20 protein-coding genes are annotated in these 21,484 nt (G+C 62.2%); 13 read left to right on the top strand and 7 right to left on the bottom strand.

Annotation, left to right across the window (positions count from 1 at the left end):
• Positions 1 to 166 precede the first annotated feature (166 nt).
• Positions 167 to 1,711 (top strand): MocR-like pyridoxine biosynthesis transcription factor PdxR, encoded by a 1,545-nt coding sequence (gene pdxR / locus AB7828_RS09680; protein WP_120288722.1) that lies wholly within the window; start codon positions 167 to 169, stop codon positions 1,709 to 1,711.
• Between the two features lie 6 nt (positions 1,712 to 1,717).
• Here pdxR and AB7828_RS09675 read toward each other — a convergent pair whose 3' ends face one another.
• Positions 1,718 to 2,500, bottom strand: a complete 783-nt coding sequence (locus tag AB7828_RS09675; RefSeq protein ID WP_441230014.1) for a sulfite exporter TauE/SafE family protein — start codon at positions 2,498 to 2,500, stop codon at positions 1,718 to 1,720.
• A gap of 229 nt (positions 2,501 to 2,729) precedes the next feature.
• Here AB7828_RS09675 and AB7828_RS09670 point away from each other — a divergent pair, with 229 nt between their 5' ends.
• Positions 2,730 to 3,128 carry a nuclear transport factor 2 family protein gene (locus AB7828_RS09670; protein ID WP_441230013.1) on the top strand — a complete coding sequence of 133 codons (399 nt, stop codon included), beginning with the start codon at positions 2,730 to 2,732 and terminating at the stop codon, positions 3,126 to 3,128.
• A gap of 25 nt (positions 3,129 to 3,153) precedes the next feature.
• On the top strand, positions 3,154 to 4,527 hold the full coding sequence (locus tag AB7828_RS09665) for an NAD(P)/FAD-dependent oxidoreductase (protein WP_120288724.1): 1,374 nt from the start codon (positions 3,154 to 3,156) through the stop codon (positions 4,525 to 4,527).
• A 1,257-nt stretch (positions 4,528 to 5,784) separates the two neighbouring features.
• On the opposite strand, the gene AB7828_RS09660 is transcribed toward AB7828_RS09665, so the two are convergent.
• Positions 5,785 to 6,813 (bottom strand): leucyl aminopeptidase, encoded by a 1,029-nt coding sequence (locus tag AB7828_RS09660; protein WP_441230012.1) that lies wholly within the window; start codon positions 6,811 to 6,813, stop codon positions 5,785 to 5,787.
• 15 nt (positions 6,814 to 6,828) lie between these two features.
• A complete protein-coding gene (locus AB7828_RS09655; RefSeq protein WP_441230011.1) occupies positions 6,829 to 7,731 on the bottom strand; it encodes a TetR/AcrR family transcriptional regulator in 903 nt (300 codons plus the stop codon).
• A 96-nt stretch (positions 7,732 to 7,827) separates the two neighbouring features.
• Here AB7828_RS09655 and AB7828_RS09650 point away from each other — a divergent pair, with 96 nt between their 5' ends.
• The 7 genes from AB7828_RS09650 (at position 7,828) to AB7828_RS09620 (ending at position 15,997) form a co-directional block, all read left to right on the top strand.
• On the top strand, positions 7,828 to 8,886 hold the full coding sequence (locus AB7828_RS09650) for a Rieske 2Fe-2S domain-containing protein (RefSeq protein ID WP_441230010.1): 1,059 nt from the start codon (positions 7,828 to 7,830) through the stop codon (positions 8,884 to 8,886).
• Positions 8,873 to 9,826 (top strand): PDR/VanB family oxidoreductase, encoded by a 954-nt coding sequence (locus AB7828_RS09645; protein WP_441230009.1) that lies wholly within the window; start codon positions 8,873 to 8,875, stop codon positions 9,824 to 9,826. The genes AB7828_RS09650 and AB7828_RS09645 overlap by 14 nt, the downstream gene beginning before the upstream one ends.
• A 30-nt stretch (positions 9,827 to 9,856) precedes the next feature.
• On the top strand, positions 9,857 to 11,098 hold the full coding sequence (locus tag AB7828_RS09640) for an FAD-dependent monooxygenase (RefSeq protein WP_092149707.1): 1,242 nt from the start codon (positions 9,857 to 9,859) through the stop codon (positions 11,096 to 11,098).
• 137 nt (positions 11,099 to 11,235) lie between these two features.
• Entirely contained in the window at positions 11,236 to 12,459 is a 1,224-nt protein-coding gene (locus tag AB7828_RS09635; protein WP_441230008.1) for an ABC transporter substrate-binding protein, read from the top strand.
• Between the two features lie 75 nt (positions 12,460 to 12,534).
• Positions 12,535 to 14,466, top strand: a complete 1,932-nt coding sequence (locus AB7828_RS09630) for an ABC transporter permease (protein ID WP_441230007.1) — start codon at positions 12,535 to 12,537, stop codon at positions 14,464 to 14,466.
• On the top strand, positions 14,463 to 15,260 hold the full coding sequence (locus AB7828_RS09625; RefSeq protein WP_441230006.1) for an ABC transporter ATP-binding protein: 798 nt from the start codon (positions 14,463 to 14,465) through the stop codon (positions 15,258 to 15,260). Before AB7828_RS09630 ends, AB7828_RS09625 begins: the two co-directional genes overlap by 4 nt.
• Positions 15,261 to 15,277: 17 nt before the next feature.
• Positions 15,278 to 15,997 carry an ABC transporter ATP-binding protein gene (locus AB7828_RS09620; RefSeq protein WP_441232216.1) on the top strand — a complete coding sequence of 240 codons (720 nt, stop codon included), beginning with the start codon at positions 15,278 to 15,280 and terminating at the stop codon, positions 15,995 to 15,997.
• Positions 15,998 to 16,308: 311 nt separating this feature from the next.
• Here AB7828_RS09620 and AB7828_RS09615 read toward each other — a convergent pair whose 3' ends face one another.
• Positions 16,309 to 16,647, bottom strand: a complete 339-nt coding sequence (locus tag AB7828_RS09615) for an oligopeptide/dipeptide ABC transporter ATP-binding protein (RefSeq protein WP_441230005.1) — start codon at positions 16,645 to 16,647, stop codon at positions 16,309 to 16,311.
• Positions 16,648 to 16,918: 271 nt separating this feature from the next.
• Between AB7828_RS09615 and AB7828_RS09610 the strand changes: the two genes are divergently transcribed.
• Both AB7828_RS09610 and AB7828_RS09605 read left to right on the top strand, forming a co-directional pair.
• Positions 16,919 to 18,046 (top strand): serine hydrolase domain-containing protein, encoded by a 1,128-nt coding sequence (locus AB7828_RS09610; RefSeq protein WP_441230004.1) that lies wholly within the window; start codon positions 16,919 to 16,921, stop codon positions 18,044 to 18,046.
• A gap of 565 nt (positions 18,047 to 18,611) precedes the next feature.
• Positions 18,612 to 18,779, top strand: a complete 168-nt coding sequence (locus tag AB7828_RS09605) for a hypothetical protein (RefSeq protein ID WP_158596884.1) — start codon at positions 18,612 to 18,614, stop codon at positions 18,777 to 18,779.
• 39 nt (positions 18,780 to 18,818) lie between these two features.
• Here AB7828_RS09605 and AB7828_RS09600 read toward each other — a convergent pair whose 3' ends face one another.
• Positions 18,819 to 19,433, bottom strand: a complete 615-nt coding sequence (locus AB7828_RS09600; RefSeq protein WP_441232215.1) for a hypothetical protein — start codon at positions 19,431 to 19,433, stop codon at positions 18,819 to 18,821.
• Between the two features lie 196 nt (positions 19,434 to 19,629).
• Here AB7828_RS09600 and AB7828_RS09595 point away from each other — a divergent pair, with 196 nt between their 5' ends.
• Positions 19,630 to 19,863, top strand: a complete 234-nt coding sequence (locus tag AB7828_RS09595; protein WP_093762152.1) for a hypothetical protein — start codon at positions 19,630 to 19,632, stop codon at positions 19,861 to 19,863.
• A gap of 117 nt (positions 19,864 to 19,980) precedes the next feature.
• On the opposite strand, the gene AB7828_RS09590 is transcribed toward AB7828_RS09595, so the two are convergent.
• Both AB7828_RS09590 and AB7828_RS09585 read right to left on the bottom strand, forming a co-directional pair.
• A complete protein-coding gene (locus AB7828_RS09590) occupies positions 19,981 to 20,709 on the bottom strand; it encodes a YkgJ family cysteine cluster protein (RefSeq protein WP_441230003.1) in 729 nt (242 codons plus the stop codon).
• Positions 20,710 to 20,793: 84 nt separating this feature from the next.
• Complete coding sequence (locus tag AB7828_RS09585; protein WP_441230002.1) at positions 20,794 to 21,465, bottom strand: TetR/AcrR family transcriptional regulator; 672 nt, start codon at positions 21,463 to 21,465, stop codon at positions 20,794 to 20,796.
• Between the last annotated feature and the right edge of the window lie 19 nt (positions 21,466 to 21,484).

Genomic DNA, 21,484 nt, shown 5'->3' with positions numbered 1-21,484 from the left:
TCGAAGCGTGAGGCCTCGCATCGCTCCGAGCCAGCGCCAGATCGGATGCACGAATGGGGCCAGTCCCGCGGTGCCGACGGTCCACCTTGGCGCGGCTTTTGCTTAGTATCCTGTTAGGCCCGAAGACGGGTGCGGCTTTGGTTTCGGGATGAGTGTGGAGGGCGCGATGGGTAATCCCGGAGGTTCAGTGAAAGCCGCCCGTGCAGACGGGCGTCCTGCAGCGTCTGGCATTGGGGATGCGCTGTTCTGGGGATCGCTGTTCCAGGGGCTGGACCGGCGCGGTCCCTTCCTGCAGCTCCAGATCCGCCAGTTGATCTGTACCGCCATCGAAGAAGGCCGTCTGGCGCTTGGTGTGCGCATGCCGTCGAGCCGCGAACTGGCCACACTGCTCGAAGTGTCGCGTAATACCGTCGTGATCGCCTATGAGCAGCTGGTCGACCAGAATTTCCTCATTTCGCGCGAACGCAGCGGCTTCTTCGTGGCCGGCCTCCCCAAGCATCTCGGCACCCAGCGCGACGACCGCGCGGCGCCCGACGAGGCCGGCGCCGCGCGCTGGGCCGGGCGCTTCGCAGTGCGGCCGTCGGCCAACCGGAACATCGTCAAGCCGCTCAACTGGCAGGACTATCCGTATCCCTTCATCTTCGGGCAGTTCGATCCAAGCCTGTTTCCGACCAATGACTGGCGCGAAAGTGCGCGCGCCGCACTTAGCGTGCCCGAGATCAACAACTGGGCCCGCGATCTGATCGACGAGGACGATCCGGCGCTGATCGAGCAGCTCCGGCTGCAGGTGTTGCCGCGCCGCGGCGTTCGCGCGCGGCCGGACGAGATCATGATGACCATCGGCGCCCAGCATGCGCTGTATCTGATCGCCCGATTGTTCGTGAAGCAGGGCACCCGGGTCGGCATGGAAGATCCCGGCTATCCCGACGCCCGCAACATTTTCGGTATGCAGACCGACAATATCGTGCCGCTCGCAGTCGACGGCGAGGGCATGGTGCCCGATGCGAACTTCGAGAGCTGCGATCTCGCTTACGTCACCGCAGGTCATCAATGCCCGACCACGGTGGCGATGCCCGAGCAGCGCCGTCTCGAAGTGCTGCGCAAGGCAGAGGAGAGCGACATCATCCTGATCGAGGACGATTATGAGAGCGAGCTGATCTCGGAGGGGCCGGCACTGCCGCCGCTAATGAGCCTCGATCGCAACGACCGCGTGCTTTATGTCGGCAGCCTGTCGAAGGCGCTCGCGCCCGGCCTACGGCTCGGCTATGTCGCCGCACCAGCGCCGGTGATCCGTGAATTGCGCGCGCTGCGGCGCCTAATGCTGCGGCATCCACCGCTCAACAACCAGCGCGTTGCGGCGCTGTTCATCGGCCTTGGCCATTACCGCTCGCATCTGCAGCGCGTCTCACGCGTGCTACTGGAGCGCGCACGCATTCTCGATCAGTTGCTGCCCAAGCATCTCGCCGGTTGCGATTTCGTGCGCGGCGTCGGCAGCACCAGCTATTGGGTGACATGTCCGGCGGCCTGCGATGCCACCGAACTTGCCACGGCCGCGTTGGCAGAAGGCGTGGTGATCGAGCCGGGCGACGTATTCTCGATGACGAAAGGTACCCATGCCAATTGCTTCCGGCTTGGCTTCTCGTCGATCCGCAATGACCGGATCGAACCGGGCATTGAACGTCTCGGTCGCATCATCGCACGCATGAGCTGACGCGGCTCAGGTCAGCTCGCTCACGCCCTTGACGGCGCTGACGAGGGCAATCGCGCCGAGGCTGATGATCGAGACCTGGCGATGCATCGCGTCGTTGCCGCGCCGGAATGCGATTTCGCCGAGTCTGGTGCCGAGCCACATCACCGGCAGGCCGAGCAACGACAGGCCGATGGTGTGAGCGTTCAACAAGCCCACGCTGACGAAAGTGATCGTTGCCGTGATCGAGGTCATCAGGAAGAACACCATCAGCGACGCGCGCGTTGCCAGGCGTGGCAGCGGAACCGACATATAGTAAGCGATCACCGGCGGTCCGGGCATCGCGGCGAGCCCGTTGAACAGGCCGGAGAAGAAACCGGCGATCGACGTCACAGGGCGTGGCGGGATCACGGGCAACGCGAAGCCGCGGCCCAGCGCGAACACCGCCAGCAGCGTGACCGAACTGATAATCAGACGCGAGATCGCCGCCGGGATTTCCGTCAGGATCAGGGTTCCCAGCGGCGATCCGATCAGTGCGCCGATCATCAGCCAGCGCAGCGACGGCCAGTCGCAGCTCCGCGATGCTGTGCGGAAATCGAGCAGGCTGCCGGCAAGCTGCAGTCCGATCGCCACCGGCACGGCCTCGGTCGGCGCCATGAACAGGCCGAGCAGTGGCACGGCCGCAAGGGCAAAACCAAAGCCGGTAAAGCCGCGCAGCACCGCGGCGACGAAGATCGAGGCAATCGACAGCAAAACCAGTTTTGGCGTTAGCGCGGCACCGAGATCGCCGATCGCGATCGTCAGGTCATGCATGTCGCGTCGGTCCGTCGCTTCGTCATGCCGCCACCATGGCGACATCCGCCAGCCCGGGGAGGGCCAGCCCGCGTCAATCTTTGGGCCAGATCGCCGGCGTGAACCGCTCGGCTCTGGACGGGTGCTTCGCCGCAACTGGCCCTAATCGCGCGGCACGGCCGCTGGCAATTTCGCGGCCATGGCTGGCCACCGTGCCGGCCGTTGTTGAAATGATCGAGAGAGTCTTGCAATGTCCGAGCAGCAGACCCAGCGCCACCAGCTTCTCGTTACGCTATTCGAGGCGTTCAACCGTCACGACGTTGACGGCGTCATGGCCTGCATGACCGATGACGTGGTGTTCGATACTGCCGTCGGTTCGGAACTGTACGGCAACCGCATCACCGGCACCGCCGATGTCAAGGAGGCCTTCGAGAAGGTCTGGGGCGGGATGCCGGATGTGAGCTGGACCTGTACATCGCACAGCGTGTTCGGCGACCGCGGCCTATCTGAATGGATTTTCCGCGGTACAGCAGCCAACGGCACGCGGATCGAGGCCGAGGGGTGCGATCTCTTCACGTTCAAGGGCGACAAGCTCTCGCGCAAGAGCGCATTCCGCAAGGACCGCCCGCCGCTACCGGCTCAGTCTTGATCGCACCGTGATAGAGGCCGCGCCGATGTCGATTGCTCCCTACGATCAGCACTACGATCCCCTGGTGTCCCCCGGTCCCGGCACCCACCGCGACTACGCCCCGACTTATTGGGCCGCCACGGCAGGAACACCGCCGGACGATGATGGCCCGATCTCCGGCGACGTCGATGCCGACGTCGCGATCGTCGGCTCGGGCTATACCGGGCTCGCTTGTGCGATTTTTCTGGCGCGCGAATTCGGCATCAAGGCCGTGGTGCTGGAAGCCAATCGCGTCGCCTGGGGCTGCAGCACACGCAATGGCGGGCAGGGCCAGAACGCGTCGGGCCGGCTGTCGCGTTCGCAGTGGATCGCGCGCTGGGGCCGCGATGTGGCGCTGCGGCTGCACGCGGAAATCCAGGACGGCTTCGAGACCTTCGAGGATCTGATCAAGACCGGAAATATCGATTGTGAACCGCAGCGCGGCGGCCACCTCTATCTCGCGCATCGCCAGCGGATGTTCGAGAAGATCGCAGCCGAGTCGAAAGTCCAGAACGAGGTGTTCGGCTACAAGACACGCGTGCTGTCCGCCGAGGACGTACGCCGCGACTATGTGAACGAGGCAGAATGTGTCGGCGCTGTACATGAGCCGCTGGGCACTGGTGTCCATCCTGCCAAACTCGCTTTCGGCTATCTGCGCATGGTGCGCGAACTCGGCTCCAAGGTGCATCCCGGCAGTCCGGTGCTGGAGATCACGACGCGCAATAGTGTGCATCATCTGCGCACGCCCAGCGGCACCGTGCGCGCCCGCGCGGTTGGCATCGCTACCGGCGCCTATACGTCGCTCGGCCTGACGTCGATGCTGCGTGGCCGCTGCATGCCGATTATGTCCAACTCGATTGTGACGCGGCCGCTTACCGAAGCAGAGCTGGAGGCGACCGGCTTCAAGACCACCGAAGTCATCACCGACACCCGCACGCTGCGCTTCTATTATCGCCGGCTGCCCGACAACCGTGTGCAAATCGGTAGCCGCAGCGCCATCACCGGCGCGGACGCTGCAAATCCGCGGCATCTGCAGCTCCTGATCGACGGGCTGCACCGCAAGTTCCCGGCGCTCAAGGGAATCCAGATCGACTATTCCTGGTGGGGCTGGGTCGATGTCAGCCACGACATGATGCCGCGTATCTTCCGGCCCGATCCTTCGCAAACTCTGTTCTATGCGCTGGGCTACGGTGGCAATGGCGTGTCTTATTCGGCGCAGGCCGGCCGTCGCATGGCCGAGATGATCGCGGGCAAGAACTTCAAGGGGCAGGACCTACCGATCTTCACGTCGCCGCTGCCGACGCATCCGTTCTCGCCGTTCCGGCGTATCGGGCAACGCATGCTTTACAAGCTCTACCAATCGCGCGACGAAGCCGCGTAGGTCTTTCTAGCGGTCGCCCAGACGTTGATTGTGAGCTCATAGATCACGGGGCACGCAGGAACAATCGATGTCCGCTGTTGGCGCAAAACCGCCATCCAGGCGTATCGTTCTCAATCTTAGCTTGGTCCAGATCATGTTAGATGAGGCAGCGCTTCGAACTCTGTATGCGTGCATCCAAATCTCGTGTGCAGCAGCGACGATCTGCACAGAAATTGGTCTTGAAGACAGAAGTAGTCTAGGGCGATCTATGCGTGCACGTCCTTGGGAGGCCACCGGGCAACCACCCGCCGTCTCGCCATCCACGTTGCGCAAGCGCAGTCGGTGTCGAAACCGGCTGCGTTTTTATTAGAACTGAGCTCATGCAAGCCCGTCGACGAATTTTCGGACAAATTGACGGCGGCTGTCATGTTACTAGTAGCGACCACCGGTGCTTCGTTCAACATCACGGGCGTGCTCGCCGGCAGGCCGAGAGTGTTTCGCACGAAGTTGATGCGGTCGCGATTGCATCGGGAGCGGCCCTTCGCTGCGCGATCACGTGACAGGGGCAGTCTGCCACTCGGGTGATCAGGTTAGCACGTCTGAGGCGAGAATAGTCACGCGAACGCGTCCCGGGGGGAAGCCGCCGTCAATTCGACTTGGTGGCCCGCGGCCCTAGTCGTTCTCGCGATGCGAAGGGGAGGCAGAGGATCCATTCTCAGGCGACCAAATCGCTTGATACGTGTTTCGCGCGCCGCCTTCGGATTGAGGATGGCTCGCGTCGTACTCGGCTGCGATAAGATGGCCGTAGGACCATTCAAGCACCCGTGAAACATTGAGCTTCCACGATGACCAGTTTGGCGAGCGCATGTCGCGTTCCATTCGGTTGGCGGTTGAAGCATCCAACGAGTGCAAGCAAAGGATATGCCACTACTTCCTAGTGTTGCTCCCAGTGCCCATATAGAGAAGCACTTTCCCTCGTGTATTTACCCACTGCTGGCCGCGAAAGGCGCCAGTGTTCTTCGGAATTGCGTGCGCGCCGCACAGTGCAAGCGCTGTCTTTGCGCAGCAATCACGGCGTGGGTCGTCGAGAAAGAACTCGACAGCATGTGAAGTTTGTGTACGGCCAACTCGGTTGAGGCGCCAGCTCCGTCGGGAATTCAACCGAAGCCTCTGTAGAAACAGCGGGCAACGCACGTCGGCTCCGGTTTAAAAGCGCGCCGATCGATGCACGCAATACGCCAGACAAACCGGTTGCGTCGCACAGGCGCCCGCGATCGCTTAACGGCTCATTTGGATCTCCTTCACGACCACGTCACCATTGATCACGACGGGCTCGCCGTCGAGCAACAACGAGCAATTGCGCATCGGAATGTCCAGGTGGCAGGCGGTGTCGTTGGGGCCGCCCAGCTCGCTATTCGGGCCTGTCGAGAACATGACGTTGCCATAGAAGCTGCGCGGCTCCATTCCCATTCCGCCGGGGAATTCGCCCGGCACGAAGTTGTGCCACCTGGCTTGCGGGTTCATACCCCAGCCGACGTGGCTCATGCCGAAGCCGCGCTTGTCGTTGAACGAAGCCATATAGGCTTTGACGATTTCGGCCTCGAGCCCGCCACGGATGTCGGTGACCCAGCCCTTCTCGATGGTGTAGGTGATCGGTTCACGAACCATGATGTTCTGCGGAAGCAGGATATCGCCGGTCGCGACTACAATCTGGCCATCGACCCCGTCATCGTCTCCGCCGGTGAAGACGAAGCCCGAGGGCCAATGATCCCAACGGCCGGGCGTGTCGTTGCAGGCGTATTCCGCTATCGTATTGTAAGTATTTAGCTTGTAGGTCACGTCGGTACCGCTAGGCGACGTGATGCGCATCATCTTCGCCTTGTCGAGAAGGCCAGCGGCAATTTCGACCTTCTCGCGCAATTCCGGATAGGGGAGCATTCGGGCAAGCAACGCCGGCGGCTCGACTGCGGTGAGGATGCGAGTGCCGGCGGCTTGGATCGCAAACTGTTCGGGCGAGAACAGCAGGAAAATGCAGTCGATCAGCATGTCGCAATTCTTCAGCGCTTCGACTGCATCGGGCAGAGCGGCCAGGCCGGTCACGCCGACGTTCCAGCCCGCGGTCGGCATCGGCGCGGGAAGGCGCATGTGATACATCCTGGCGCCGAGACGCTGGCCCGCGGCCATGAAAGCGTCGGCATATGACAGGCGATCGCTACCCTGAGTCAGAACGACAAGACGCTCGCCTTCGCGAACCCCGGACATCTTGAGCTGATGCAGGCAGATTTCAGTGAAGCTGGCGTGATCCATCACTCTTCCTCTCGTTTAAATCTGAACTCGGCTTCTCGCAGCCTTCTTTTTATGGATACCAACAGCCTTCGTCGGCTCGCGGCACATGCCGCCGGTGATGAAGGCGACAGTCTCGGCCATCAATCTGGAGCCGTCTTTCGGATCGTACGACTCGGGCACCATGTCCTCCATGCGGTTCGTATCGGATAGAGCGTAAAGATAAGTGCCGATCATGAGCGTCATCCGCCAATGCACGTCGAGCCGTGAAAGATGTGGCAACGCCTTGTGCAGCGCATCGATATAGAGATGCGTGGACTCGTCATAAGCCGTCTTGCGCAGCTCGTAAGAGAGGTTGGGTGGTTCGGTATGCAGCCTGGCGTGGAGCCGCAAGAAGGCGGGCCCTTGCTCGGTCGCACGGAGGTCCAGGACCGGCCGAAGGAAGGCTTCGACGATGGCGACGACGTCCGTTGCCTTTCCATCGGTCTGCAATCTCGCCAAGCTTTCGATCCGCGCATCTGCGATCGGCGTCGCACGTCGAAGAAATGTTTCGCTGAAGAGGTCGAACTTCGAGCCGAAGTAGTAAGTGATCAGCGCCTGTGTCACTCCGGCGAGCACGGAAATCTCCCGTAGCGTGGTGCCCGCATATCCCTGATTGGCAAACACGACCTCGGCGGCATCCATTATGCCCTCGCGCATCGCTCCCTTGCCGCCTTCGGGCCGCCCAGGACGTTTGATCGGTGGCTCAGCGGACAAGACGCCTCGCCGGCCGGACACGCGGTTCATGCTGGCCTCCTCATGAATCCGATGCCGTGGCAGCAATTCGAGCACAAAGGCGCACAAAATCGGTGCAGCCGATGTGGCGAAGATAGAAAAGATAGCATTGTGGACCCCTGAGGCGTCGATGCCGATGCCGTTTCCCGCCGTTTCATGGGATGGCACGAGGATTGCTACCAGAAATTATATAGCCGGCCAACCAAACAATTATATGGCCGGCTAATTAATGTAACTAGCTGCGGCCAATCTTGAGGAGCATCAATGTCCGTCACGACCTTATCGGCCCAGCGGCCGATCACCGCGCAGGATGGCTGTCAGGATCCGGTTTTGCTCAACGACTGGCATGTCGTCGGCTATTCCTCCGATTTCGCCTCCGACAAAATCCATCCCGTTCGCTTGCTCGAGCGCGACTTGATCGTCTGGCGCTCGGCAAACGGCGATATCCATGCCTGGGAAGACCTCTGCATTCATCGCGGCGCCCGGCTGTCGAGAGGCTGGATCAAGAACGATCGCGTCGTTTGCCCCTATCACGGCTGGGAGTATGACCGCGGCGGTCGCTGCACCCTCATGCCTGCTGCTCCCGACGAGACGCCGATGAAAAAGGCGCGCGCCTTCCCCTATCAGGCAGTCGAGCGCTATGGCTTCGTGTGGGTATGTCTCGGCGAGCCGACGGCCGACATACCGGTGTTCCCGCAATGGGATGATCCGAGCTTTCTGAAGGTCCATAGCGGCCCCTATATGTATTCGGCCAATGGCTTTCGCTCGATCGAAAACTTCATCGATGCCAGCCACTTCCCGTTCGTCCATGCCGGCCTGAACGGCGTCATGGACAATCCGGATCGGCTTGAGCCCTATGACGTGTATGAGGTCGATACCGGCCTCTGCTCGTCGGAAATAAAGGTGTTTCAGCCGTGGGGCGATGCGCGCGGCATTCCGCTGATGGCGTTCTACACCTATCACACGTTCCGTCCGCTGGTGGCCTACTTCTCGAAGCGAACCCAGCAGGCGGACAAGTCGGGCAATATCGTTTCCGACAAGTCCGATATCTTCGGCACCTTCTTCGTCTGCCAACCGGTCGATGAGAAAACGACTATCGCGCGCGTTTGCGCAGCGATGAACGTGAATCCGCATCCCGATCCGAAAGTCGTGCGTGATCGGGCGGACGTGGTCTTCAATCAGGATCGCGAGATCGTCGAGTCGCAGCGACCGGAGCGCATTCCAACGGAGCTGCGCTACGAGTTGCATCACCGAACGGATCTGATGGGGCAACGCTACCGGAGCTGGCTGCGCGCCAAGGGCATCACCTATGGCGTCATCTGACCTCGGTTTGAGGTTGCGGCTGGTCGAAGTGCGATACGGAGCGCCGGGGATCAATCTCTACCGGCTTGCTTCGTTCGACGGCGCGACGCTGCCGGCTTTCGAGCCCGGCGCTCACCTCGATCTCGAGGTGGCGCCCGGACTGATGCGGCAATACTCGCTGCTTTGGCCGCAGCCAGCTTCGGACTGCTACGAGATCGCGGTGCAGGAGGCGTTCGACGGAAGAGGGGGCTCGCGTGCCTGGCATCGGCAGTCGGTCGCAGGGGACATCTATCAGAGTTCGATCCCGCGCAATCATTTCCCGCTCGGCGCTACCAATGAGACGACACGTTACCTGTTCGCTGGCGGCATCGGCATCACGCCGATCGTCTCGATGTATCGCAAGCTTGTCGCCGATGGTCAGCCGGTACAGCTGCACTATTGGACGCGCAGCCCCGAAGCGACCCTATTTCATGCCGAGCTTGCCGCCATCGCCGACGGTAGCGTGCGGATTCATCACACCAGTGGACCAGCGCCACGTCTCGCCGATGTCCTTGCGGATACGCCCATGGAGGCGCCGCTGTATTGTTGCGGGCCGACGCGCATGATCGATGCCTTCGACGAACTGACTGAGCGGCGTTCGATCGACCTCGTGCATCGCGAGCGTTTTGCCGTGGCGCCGGCGGATACCGGCCCCGCGGGCAGCTTCACCGTTCGTCTGGCGCGCTCGGGGCGCACGCTCGATGTCGGGGCACAGGAGACAGTGCTCAGCGCCTGCCTCGCTGCCGGAATCGATCTCTCCTACTCATGCGAGGAAGGCGTCTGCGGTGCTTGCGAAGTCCGCGTTCTCTCGGGGCGCGTTGATCATCGCGACCAAGTGATTGCGCCCGCGGCGAGAGCGTCTTCCAACACGATGATGGCCTGCTGCTCGCGCGGGCTGACCACACTCGAGCTGGACCTTTAATTCACGTGACGTCCTGTGATCGGAGACAACATGAAACATAATTTCCAAGTAGCCATCATTGGCGGCGGTATCGGCGGCGCGGCACTGGCCCGCAGTCTGGACCGGCTCGGTATCGACTATCACATGTTCGAACGCGCTTCGGCTTTGAGCCAAGTGGGTGCCGGCGTGCAGATGACGCCCAACGCCGTCAAGGTGCTTGAAGCGCTCGGCCTAGGACCGGATTTGATCGCAACGGGCTTCCTGCCGGAGGCTATGGTGGGTTGGAATTGGCAGAGCGGCGAAGAGCTGTTTCGTACGCCGCTCCGTGAAGTATGTCCTCGTGTTTTCGGGGCCGAATTCTACCACGTTCATCGCGCCGACCTGCACACCATGTTGGCGAAAGATATCGCACCTGAGCGCGTCACGTTCGGTGTGTCCTGCACTGGGCTGCGTCAGCAGGCCGGGCGCACAATCGCTTGCTTTGACGACGGCAGCGAATATGCGGCCGATCTGGTGGTCGGCGCGGATGGCGTTCGTTCGGCTGTTCGTGCTGCGCTCTGGGGACAGGAGCCGGCCAGCTACACAGGCCATATGTGCTGGCGCGCGCTGGTTCCGGTCGAACAGTTTCCACTGCCTTTCGTCACGCCGACGTCTGCCTTCTGGATGGGACCGAAGGGGCACGTGGTGACCTATTACGTCAAGGGTGGCGCAATGGTGAACATCGTTGCCGTCAATGAGAATCACGATTGGGTCGAGGAGTCCTGGACCATCAAGAGCAGCCGGCAGGAACTGCTCGATGGGTTCGCGGGCTGGAACGACAACCTGATCCGTCTGTTCGAGCTCACCAATCCCGATCAGATCTACAAGTGGGGGCTGTTCGATCGCGATCCGATGCAACGCTGGTCGCGCGGTAATGCCACGCTGCTCGGCGATGCCGCGCATCCGATGCTGCCTTTCCTGTCGCAGGGCGCAGCCATGGCAGTCGAAGACGGCTATGTTCTCGCGCAGGCACTGAGCCATTTCGGCCCTGGCGATCTCGGCGCGGCGCTCGATGCCTATGAGGCCGAGCGCCGTCCGCGCACCACGCGTGTTCAGCTCGAGGCACGTGAGCGTGGCCGCACATATCATTTGTCTTCTCCCGAAGAATCGAAAGCGCGCGACCTCGCATTCAAGCTCGAGCAGGCGAAGAACCCCAACGCGGTCGGGATCAAGGCTGAGTGGGTCTACCAATACGACGCTCGCACCTGCCGTGATCGCTTCGGTAAATCCCCAGCCCTGAGCGCTGCTTCCTGAGCTGCGCCCAGTCAGACGGCATGCTCCAGATCGGCATTTGCCTGTTCGGCACGGTCGATCGTCGGGAGCCGCCACCACGTTGTTCCAAGCAACCACAAGCGTTTCACGATTGCATCACCCACCGGAGAAGGTAAGTCATGACCAAGCAAGTGAGTTTTAGACACGTCCTACTGTCTGGCCTGGCGACGATTGCCATTGGAGCCTCGGTCCCGGCCAGGGCCGAAGACACCATCAAGATTGGCGAGATCAACAGTTACAAGTCCCAGCCGGTCTTCACCGACGGCTACAAGAAGGGCATGATGCTCGCCATTGATCAGATCAACGCCAAGGGCGGTGTGGCCGGGCGCAAGCTCGAGCTCATCACCCGCGATGACAATGCCAATCCGGGCGAAGCGATCCGCCAGGCAGAAGATCTGGTCACCCGCGAAAAGGTCGACATCCTTGCCGGCGCCTTCTACGCGCACATCGGTACGGCATTGACCGACTATGCGAAGCAGAAGAAGCGCTTCATGCTGATCACCGAGGCGCTGAGCGATAACATCGTCTGGGCCGTCGGCAACAAGTACACATTCCGCCTCGACTCCTCGACCTATATGCTGGTTTCTTCGCTGGTCGACGAAGCGGTGAAATTGAAGAAGAAGCGCTGGGCACTGATCTATCCGAACTATGAATTCGGGACGTCGGCCGCATCAGCCTTCAAGAGGTTGATGAAGGAGAAGCAGCCGGACGTCGAGTTCATCGCCGAACAGGCGCCGCCGTTCAACAAGATCGATGCTGGAAGCGTGATCCAGGCGCTCTCCGACGCCAAGCCCGAGGCCACGTTCAACGCATTGTTCGGCTCCGATCTCGCTCAGTTCATCCGCGAGGGCAATACGCGCGGGTATCTCGGCGACCAGATGCCGGTGTTCAGCATCATCACCGGTCAGCCTGAATATCTCGAACCGCTGCGCGATGAGATCCCCAAGAACTGGATGGTGACCGGTTATCCCTGGTACAGCATCAAGACGCCAGCCCATCAGGAATTCCTGACCGAGTACCAGAAGAAGTACGGCAAGGAGAATCTGCGGTTCGGTTCGATCATCGGCTATTCCACGATCAAGGCCATCGAGGCGGGTGTCGCGGCATCCGGCGGAAAGACCGACAGCGATTCGCTCGTAGCGGCGTTCGAAGGGCTCCAGTTTGATACGCCGGACGGCAAGACGAGCTTCCGCAAGATCGATCACCAGGCGACCTGGGGACTCTATGTCGGCAAGCTTGCCGTCGAGGACGGCAAGGGCGTGATGGTCGACTACCATTACGCGCCGGGCGAAAAATTGCTGCCGTCGGACGACGAAGTGCGCAAGCTGCGTCCTGCCGACTAACCTGATGCCGGGCGCCCTCCTGTCGAGGGCGCCCGGTCGCGTTTGGATGCCACATCTGTCCCGAGCGAGACTGCCATGGATCTGTCTGCCCTCTTGGCTCAACTATTGAACGGCTTGGCCGGGGCGTCGTCCCTGTTCCTGGTAGCGACCGGCCTGTCGCTGATTTTTGGCGTCACCCGGATCGTCAATTTTGCCCATGGCTCGTTCTTCATGCTTGGCATGTATGTGAGCTATTCATTGATCGAACGTATCGGCGTGGGGCCGTGGCGAGCGGTTGGCTTTTGGGGCGCGCTTGTGCTCGCAGCACTGGCTGTCGGACTGCTCGGCGCGCTGGTGGAAATTCTGCTGCTGCGTCGGATCTACAAGGCGCCCGAGCTGTTTCAGCTGCTCGCGACATTCGCGCTGGTGCTCGTCTTTAACGATGCCGCGCTATGGATCTGGGGGCCGGAGGATTTGCTCGGTCGTCGTGCACCAGGACTGGAGGGCGCTATCCAGCTCTTCGGTCGTGCCTATCCGAGCTACAATCTGTTCCTGATCGTGATCGGCCCTGCGATTTTCGGCCTGCTCTGGATGCTGCTGACCAAGACGCGCTGGGGCGTCATGGTGCGTGCGGCAACACACGACCGCGAGATGCTGGGCGCGCTCGGCGTCAATCAGGCGTGGCTGTTCACCGGCGTGTTTGCACTCGGCTGCATGCTGGCGGGACTCGGCGGAGCGGTCCAGCTTCCGCGTCAGCCGGCGAGTCTCACCGTCGATATCTCGACGATCGGTGATGCGTTCGTCGTCGTGGTGGTGGGCGGCATGGGCTCCATCCCCGGTGCCTTTCTGGCGTCGCTCCTGATCGCCGAGGTGAAGGCGATTTGTATCGGCATCGGTACGGTTCATCTCGCGGGGATCGAGATCTCGTTCTCCAAGCTCACTCTGGTGGTCGAATTCCTGATCATGGCGGTAGTCCTTGTGATCCGGCCGTGGGGGCTGTTGGGGCGACCGCAAGCGACCAGTCGTAACTCGGCGCCGGTCGAAGCACCGTTGAAGCCGGGTTCCAACTGGTTTCGCATGACGGTCATCGGCGTTTTCCTGTTGATGGCGGTGTTGCCTATGCTCGATCAATCGCTACCCTATGCGGTGGTGCTCGGTCAGGACATTCTGGTCGCGGCGCTGTTCGCGGTCAGTTTGCATTTCATGATGGGACCGGGCGGGATGCATTCGTTCGGACATTCCGCCTATTACGGCCTTGGCGCCTACGGCGCTGCCATCCTGGTCAAACTGGCATTCATGCCCATGCCGCTCGCGATGCTGGTCGCTCCCCTGGTGGCTGGTCTTGGCGCCTTGCTGTTCGGCTGGTTCTGCGTCCGGCTGTCGGGCGTCTATCTCGCGATGCTCACGCTCGCCTTCTCGCAGATCGTCTGGTCGGTCGTGTTTCAATGGGATGCGGTCACCGGCGGCTCCAACGGCATGGTGGGCATCTGGCCGGCCGAGTGGCTGAGCGGAACGCGCTACTACTACCTCACCCTCATACTGGTCGGGCTCTCGGCCTACGCGCTGCGGCGGTTCGTTTTTGCGCCGTTCGGTTATGCGATGAGGGCCGGACGGGATTCATCGCTGCGTGCCGAGGCCATCGGTATCGATGTGAAGCTCGTGCAGTGGCTGGCCTTCACGATCGCCGGCGTGTTCGGGGGATTGGCCGGCACGCTCTACATCTTCTCCAAGGGCAGCGTTTCGCCGGATGTGATCTCGGTCAGCAAATCGGTCGACGGGCTCGTCATGGTTCTCTTGGGCGGCATCCAGTCACTCACGGGGCCTGTGATCGGTGCGGCGGTGTTCGGCGTGCTGCAGGACTGGGTGATGCGCGCCACGGATTACTGGCGGGCCTTGTTCGGCGGCATTATTCTGTTTCTGGTGCTCGCCTTCCCGGAGGGACTGGCGGGTATCTCGCGCCAGATCGAAACCTTATGGCAGCTGTATCGTCCAGCCGTGGGCGTTGTCCGACGGGAGAAGCTGACATGAGTGGCGCGCTGCTCGAGGTCCGCGATCTCCATATGGCCTTCGGCGGCGTCCGTGCCGTCGATGGAATCACCTTCGATCTTCGTCCGGGCGAGTTGCTGGCGCTGATCGGCCCGAACGGCGCCGGAAAATCCACCACCTTCAATATGGTCAACGGCCAGTTGCGCGCCTCGGGCGGCTCCGTGCGTCTGGCCGAGCAGGAGCTGGTCGGAATGAAGCCACGCGCGATCTGGCGCCTGGGCGTCGGACGCACATTCCAGATCGCTGCCACATTCGCATCCTTCACGGTCGTCGAGAACGTGCAAATGGCGGTGATGTCCCATCAGCAGCAGATCTTTTCGCTGTGGCGTTCCGCCGCAAGCCGTTATCGCGATGAGGCGCTGATGCTGCTCGAGCAGGTCGGCATGGACGCGCAGGCTGACCGAGCTTGCAGCGAACTGGCTTATGGCGACATCAAGCGCGTCGAGCTCGCCATGGCCCTGGCGAACAATCCCAGGCTGCTGCTGATGGACGAGCCGACCGCCGGGATGGCGCCACGCGAACGCAACGAATTGATGGCTTTGACCAAGCGGCTGGTGATCGAGCGCGGCATGGCCGTGCTGTTCACCGAGCACAGCATGGATGTCGTCTTCGCCCATGCCGACCGCATCATCGTGCTCGCCCGCGGCAAATTGATAGCGGAAGGGGACGCAGACGAAATCCGCAGTCATCCCAAGGTCAAGGAAGTCTATTTCGGCAACGGCCTGACTTTCGAACATCCGCCGGAACTGGCCGTCGCGGCAAGGATACCCGCATGACTGCATTCGTGAATCCGATCCTGCTCGACGTCTCCGGCCTGAACGCCTGGTATGGCGCAGCTCACATCCTATTCGACGTTGCGCTCAACGTGCGCCGTGGCGAAGTCATATCGCTGATGGGGCGCAACGGCGCCGGCAAATCCACTACGCTCAAGGCTATCATGGGCCTGCTGTCGCGGAGCGAGGGGCAGATCAATTTCCTGGGGCAGGACATCGCTGGCAAGGCGCCTTTCCAGGTGGCGCGCATGGGGCTTGGGTTCGTGCCCGAGGATCGGCGTATCTTTCCTGATTTGACGGTGACCGAGAATCTGGAAACCGGCAGGCAGGCGCCGCGGCAGTGGGCGGATGGAAGTGCCGCACTCAACTGGACGCCCGACGCGCTCTACGAGCTCTTTCCCAATCTCGGCCGCATGCAGGATCGGCGCGGCGGCCAGATGAGCGGCGGCGAACAGCAGATGCTCACGGTGGCCCGTACGTTGATGGGCAATCCGCTACTGGTCCTGCTCGACGAACCGTCGGAAGGCGTCGCGCCGGTGATCGTCGAGCAGATGGCGCATATGATCCTGTCGCTCAAGGCACGCGGAGCAAGTATCCTGCTGTCTGAGCAGAATTTTCATTTTGCGCGCCTGGTATCGGACCGGGCTTACGTGCTCGAGAAAGGCCAGATCGTGTATGAAGGGTCGATGCAGGATCTGGCGCACAACGACGAGATACAGCGCGCCTACCTCAGCGTCTGACGCTCGAAACTCTTGTGGCGCGATTCGAAGCAGGTTCGTCCGTGGACCGCGCATGCAGGTCTTTTCGACCGGTTCGGCGCTGACCGATCGGTCCGGTGCAGAAGCTTCAACTCGGCCGCCAGCCGCAGACTGCGCTTGCCTGTCAGTGCCGTAGCTTCCCAAGCCGCGCCGATGGCGTCACAGCGACCGGAAAAGCCGATGCTGACTTCGTGACCGCCGAAGATAAAGGCACATCTCGCCGTGACGTCGGCTTTTGGCGCAAAGCGGCCATTTTCTCGTTCGGGCGACGTGTCACAGGGAAACAAGACGTGTCACAGGGAAACAAAATCTGGTCGATAGATCTCGCCGGTCCGGTGGCACGCGACGAAGTGCTCGTCGGACTGGATATTCAGGATCGGCAAGTCGTCGCGGCAGTGCGCGACGACGAAGCGGCAGCCAGGCGGTGGATCCATCGGGTTCCGCGGATCGCCCTTGACCAGATAGTCCTTCTTCAGCGGGCCGGGCGGTGCGGTGGCTGGTATCAGCGACCAGCTATAGGGATGCGAGGGGGCCGAGAAGAACACCTGCGCGGGCGCCTGTTCGACGATGCGGCCGAGATACATCACCGCAATCTCGTCGCAGAAATGCTGGTTGACGCCGAGATCGTGCAAGATGAAGATATAGGTTAGCCCGTGTTCGCGCTGCAGCTTCAGTATGCAATCACCCCAACAGATTTCAATGAGATTGTGTTCGCTGCGTACTTATTCGGCACTGAGTTAGCAGCGAAGCTGCCTTCTGGGCTCGAATAATATAGCCGGCCGTCGAACCGACCAAGATGGCGGCACGAAAATCCCGCCGAGCATTCGCGTCTCGATAGCTTGCCGCGACTCCCTATCCGATCAATAAACGGGGCGTATTGTCCAAAGCGAGCTTGAATTCTCCATGACTGAACAACGTTATTTCCCGGCCGGCGGAAACGCTTGGGACAAGGTCGATCCGCAGCAGGCTGGTTACGCGCCGGACAAGCTCGCTGCAGCGGTGGCGTTTGCGCAGGCGAATGAAACGCCGTGGCCGCGTGGCTTTTATTACGACGACGGCCGCTATGCGCCGAATGTGGACTGGAATGAAACCGGGCCATGGAGCGCGGTGCTGGGTCCCGTGCGTGAGCGCGGCGGGTCGGCGGGCCTAGTGCTGCAGAATGGTCGCATGCTGGCGTCGTGGGGCGAGATCGCGCGGGCGGACATGACCTTCTCCATCGCCAAGAGCTATCTCGCCGTGCTGACGGGACTGGCTGTTGATGACGAGCTGATCGGGGATATCGACGAGCCGGTGGCCAAGCGCGTGCCCGGGCCGCTGTTTGCGGATGTGCATAACGCCAGGGTTACCTGGCGGCATCTGCTGGAGCAGACCAGCGAATGGCGCGGCGAGTTGTTCGGCAAGCCGGACCAGATCGATCACAACCGTCTGGTCGCGCCGAATGCCGACAACAGCCGCAAGGGCGAGCTGCGCGAGCTGCAAACGCCGGGCAGCTTCTACGAATATAACGATGTGCGCGTGAACCTGCTGTCGCTCTGCCTGCTGAACCTGTTCAAGCACCCGCTGCCGGAGGTGCTGCGTGCGCGCATCATGGATCCGATCGGCGCGTCCAGGGACTGGGAGTGGGTCGGCTATGACAATTCCTTCGTCGAGATCGACGGACGGCGGATGCAGTCGGTGCCGGGCGGCGGCCATTGGGGCGGCGGCATGTTCATCGGCGCCGAGGACCACGCGCGCTTCGGCCTGTTGATGGCGCGGGGCGGCGACTGGAATGGCCAGCGACTGCTCTCGCAGAGCTGGGTCGATGCGATGTGGACGCAGTCGTCCCAGCAGCCGAATTACGGCTTCCTGTGGTGGTTGAACCGCGGGCCGCATGCCAACAAGAGCGCGCCGGACACCGCCGTCTATGCGCTCGGCGCCGGCGGCAACATGATCTGGATCGACCGCGACGCCGAGATGATCGCGGTGACGCGTTGGCTGCCGAGCGCGAAGGCGCCGGAGTTCATCCGGCAGCTGATCGCGGCGCGGAGCTAGGACGCTTCCGTTCGGACGTGGAGCTTTAAAGCTCGCACCTTGGCGGTGCCGCGCAAGGGAGGCAACGCAGGCGGGGGTGTTGCGGGATAGCGCATTCTTCCGCTTCCGGATGAGCCGCTGCTCGGCTTCCGCGTCGCTTTATCTCAAGCCGATTCCGGTCGTGAGATAAACGGCGATCAGGAAGGCGCAACCTGCCAGTGGCAGCGCAATCAAACGTAAAATTTGTGCTTCCGAAATCATCTGAGGCACCTATGTCGGCAGCTTCGATGGGAAGATGGCAGTTTATGCTTAATGCGCGGTAAATAGCTCTCCGGCCAGTCGTTGTGTCCGGCATCGAGCAGGGCCCGTATCAACCCGTCATCTCGTCCAGCAGTGCCTGCGCCAGTCCCTTCTGCGCATCCGGCCGTCCGCGATTGCGCGCCGCCTGTTCAGCGCGAAGGCGCCGGAGTTTATCCGTCAGCTGATCGCGGCGCGGATCTAGGACGCTCCCATTCAGAACGCAGACGTCGCCTCCCATGCAACGGATTGCACGGGGCCGCGTTGGCATGCACAGGGAGGCACCAGCATGAATGTTCGCAAGCCAGCGGAGCGGGCCCCGGAAGGTCCGGGCGAAAAGCCGGACCCGCTCACGATTCTCGGAGATCACCCCGCTCCGGAGGATCAGTTCGGCGGCGGCGACATCTGCTCGCCGGAGGCAGAGCCTCCGACCGACGACGACAAGCCACTCGACTGATCCTCCTGTGCGATGCGGATATCGCACCGTCAGGCTAGTTTACATCGGCGGCACGACGCCATTGGTGCCGGCGACCACGTTGCCGGTGGTGAGCGTTCCGTCATCCGCCTTCTGCGACGGCACGAACACCGTCATGCCGGGCTTCAGGTCAGCCTGCGCGGCAGCCGCAAAGGTCACGACTGTCGTGTCATCCGCGACCGAGATGGTCTTTTCCTTGCCGTGGAAGGTCACCGTGATGTTGCGGCCGTCGACGTCCTTGACGGCGTTGGTGACGGTGGCGTTGGTCATGGTGCTGTTCGGCTTCAGATCCCAGGGATAGCTGCCTTCGCCGGTGCCCTTCATGCCCGCCGGAAAGATCAGGACCTCAAGGGCGCCGTCGCCGCCGCGGGACTTGGGCAGCGAGGCGATGCCGACGAAGTCGCCGGGCTTGATGTCGTTGAGCGAGGCCTTGGCCACGCCGGTGACTTTCCAGTTGTCGTTCAGCTTGATCGCGGTCGAATTGCCCTCGCGGGTTTTGACCGTCAGCTTCGCGCCGTCGACACTCTCGACCGTGCCGCGCACGCGAACCGTCTCGGCTGCGCTTGCGGCGGAAATGGTGGCTGCACTCAGCAGGGCAATGCCCAGCCCGGTGACTGCCGCATAAAACGCTCTCATATTTCGTCCTTTCACGTAACGCTTTGGCGTGGTGCCGTGAGAGTTACGTTCGGGGATCGCGATGATTACGTGGGCGAGGATCACGGTGCGGTGATCGGGAACACTGGTGCGCTCTCGCAGCCTCGTTCCATGTGCCATGTGATTATCGGAACGATTTTGCCTTGCGCTGCTTGCTCAGGTCGGAGAGGTTCGAACTATGACCATCATGTCAAAGAAAGCTGCGCTGCTCATCCTGGCTGCCGTTGCTGAACTCGCGCTCGCTGACGCGGCATCTGCCCGAGGCGGTGGCAGCAGCTTCATGAACTCGCCGGGCTATCAGCGCCGGCTGCAGGAATCGCGCGGCTACGTCACAAACCAATCGGGCTCACTCGTGTCGCAGCCGGCTGCGCCTGCGCCAGTCCAGCACTCACGCAAATCGCGGCGCCGATAGCCGGTGGCGGGGAGGGCGTCAGCCCCTGGATATAAACGTAGACTCGCGCGACGAAGGGACGGGAATACTCATCGATCATGTCGGCTGTTGGTCGTGAGCGGGGTCGCGCATTCGCCATCACGAACCGGCATGGCGCTTAGCTTCCGGCGCAGGCCCTGCGATGGTTCCCATCTCGTCCAGCAGCGCCTGGGCCAGTCCCTTCTGCGTATCGGGCAGGCCGCGATTGCGCGCTGCCTGTTCCAGCGCGAAGGTCGCTTCCATGTGAATGCGGAAATGCGCGGCGTTCTGTTCGACGCCGGTGCCCTCAGGCACGTCGCCGAACACCACGTCGTGGCAGCGCGCCACCGAGCGCGAGGTGAAGGCGCGGCAGGTCAGCGGGCGGACCTCATAGACCGTGCAGCGATTGTCCGATCCGAGCAGCGCGCAGCGCATGCGAAGTTTCATGACGTCGGGGGCATCGCGCGCGGCAGCCGCGGCGACTTCGAGGCGGGTGCGCAGTGCCGCCTGTTCGTCCGGCGTGAAATGCGCGGCGATATGCTGCGCCATCACAATCGCCGTGCCGGGGGGCACCTGGACATAGAGATGACAGCAGGCCGCGCAGCCGCTGGTGCAGGCATTGCCCGGCTGGTTCGGGATGTTGTCGCGAATGGCTGCGGTGGCGGCATCCGCGATGGCGGTCGCGTCGCGCGCGGCGTCGGCGATGCTGTCCGCCTGTTCGAAGGCGACGCCATAGGCGGCGCGCAGATTGCCGAAAATGCCTTCATAGCGGCCGGACAGCGAGCGCATCAGCGTGCCCACTTCCGCAATGTTGTCCGACACGAAGTCGATGGCGTCCTGTGCGCTCATGATGCGGTCCCGATCCGCTCCCGTCCTACGCCGCGAATCGGCGGGACGTCACGAGCAATCTGAAGCGGAACCGGGCTTTACCGTTCAGGCGCGCGCTTTCGCTTTGGCCGGTTCCTTCTGCGCGGCCTTGGCCGGTTTCCCCGTCAGCGCCATGACCGCGACTGCAACCACGCGGTCGGTGATCGCCTGCACATCGTTGAGGTCGCACAGCCCGTCGGATATGCGCGTCAGGCGTTCGCTGTCGCGGATGGTCTGGTGCGCCATGGCCAGCGCAAAATGCAGCGCCCAGAAGATATCCGCGGGGTCCTGATCGGGCAGGGACCGGCGCATCGCCGCGGCGAAGCGCTTGAGGTGATCGACCTCGCGGTTCTTGATCTTGCGGATCGGCGGCACGGATTCGATCGAGGCGCGGATCATGAAGCGCGCGGCGTCCGAGCGCTGTTTCTCGGGGCCGAGGCAGCCGCGCAGCGTCGGGCCGACGAGGGCGGCAAAGATCGCATGGATGTCGGCGCGGCCGTCGCCGGCTTCCTCCGCCGCCTTCAATTCGCGCAGGCGCTCGCGATTGGTGGCGAGGCTGCGCGTCACGAACAGTTCGGCGATCAGCTCGTCCTTGCTGCCGAAATGATAATTTACCGCCGCGAGATTGACGTCCGCTGCGGCGACGATGTCACGCATGGTCACATCCGCAAAGCCGCGTTCGGCATAGAGCCGTTCGGCTGCGGTGATGATCGCCGTCCGTGTGTGGTCTGCTGCCATGCGATCGTCCTGATCAAAA

The organism is Tardiphaga sp. 215_C5_N2_1, from assembly GCF_052076055.1.
Taxonomy (GTDB): domain Bacteria; phylum Pseudomonadota; class Alphaproteobacteria; order Rhizobiales; family Xanthobacteraceae; genus Tardiphaga; species Tardiphaga robiniae.
Note: the sequence above shows the minus strand (reverse complement) of the source record. Positions and strands in the feature narration are given on the sequence as shown.

Coding starts and splice junctions, on each gene's coding strand:
- AB7828_RS09630 (WP_441230007.1), top strand. CDS start 12,535: ATGGATCTGTCTGCCCTCTTGGCTCAACTATTGAACGGCTTGGCCGGG.
- AB7828_RS09650 (WP_441230010.1), top strand. CDS start 7,828: ATGTCCGTCACGACCTTATCGGCCCAGCGGCCGATCACCGCGCAGGAT.
- AB7828_RS09610 (WP_441230004.1), top strand. CDS start 16,919: ATGACTGAACAACGTTATTTCCCGGCCGGCGGAAACGCTTGGGACAAG.
- AB7828_RS09605 (WP_158596884.1), top strand. CDS start 18,612: ATGAATGTTCGCAAGCCAGCGGAGCGGGCCCCGGAAGGTCCGGGCGAA.
- AB7828_RS09625 (WP_441230006.1), top strand. CDS start 14,463: ATGAGTGGCGCGCTGCTCGAGGTCCGCGATCTCCATATGGCCTTCGGC.
- pdxR (WP_120288722.1), top strand. CDS start 167: ATGGGTAATCCCGGAGGTTCAGTGAAAGCCGCCCGTGCAGACGGGCGT.
- AB7828_RS09645 (WP_441230009.1), top strand. CDS start 8,873: ATGGCGTCATCTGACCTCGGTTTGAGGTTGCGGCTGGTCGAAGTGCGA.
- AB7828_RS09640 (WP_092149707.1), top strand. CDS start 9,857: ATGAAACATAATTTCCAAGTAGCCATCATTGGCGGCGGTATCGGCGGC.
- AB7828_RS09585 (WP_441230002.1), bottom strand. CDS start 21,465: ATGGCAGCAGACCACACACGGACGGCGATCATCACCGCAGCCGAACGG.
- AB7828_RS09660 (WP_441230012.1), bottom strand. CDS start 6,813: ATGGATCACGCCAGCTTCACTGAAATCTGCCTGCATCAGCTCAAGATG.
- AB7828_RS09675 (WP_441230014.1), bottom strand. CDS start 2,500: ATGCATGACCTGACGATCGCGATCGGCGATCTCGGTGCCGCGCTAACG.
- AB7828_RS09635 (WP_441230008.1), top strand. CDS start 11,236: ATGACCAAGCAAGTGAGTTTTAGACACGTCCTACTGTCTGGCCTGGCG.
- AB7828_RS09590 (WP_441230003.1), bottom strand. CDS start 20,709: ATGAGCGCACAGGACGCCATCGACTTCGTGTCGGACAACATTGCGGAA.
- AB7828_RS09600 (WP_441232215.1), bottom strand. CDS start 19,433: ATGAGAGCGTTTTATGCGGCAGTCACCGGGCTGGGCATTGCCCTGCTG.
- AB7828_RS09665 (WP_120288724.1), top strand. CDS start 3,154: ATGTCGATTGCTCCCTACGATCAGCACTACGATCCCCTGGTGTCCCCC.
- AB7828_RS09595 (WP_093762152.1), top strand. CDS start 19,630: ATGACCATCATGTCAAAGAAAGCTGCGCTGCTCATCCTGGCTGCCGTT.
- AB7828_RS09670 (WP_441230013.1), top strand. CDS start 2,730: ATGTCCGAGCAGCAGACCCAGCGCCACCAGCTTCTCGTTACGCTATTC.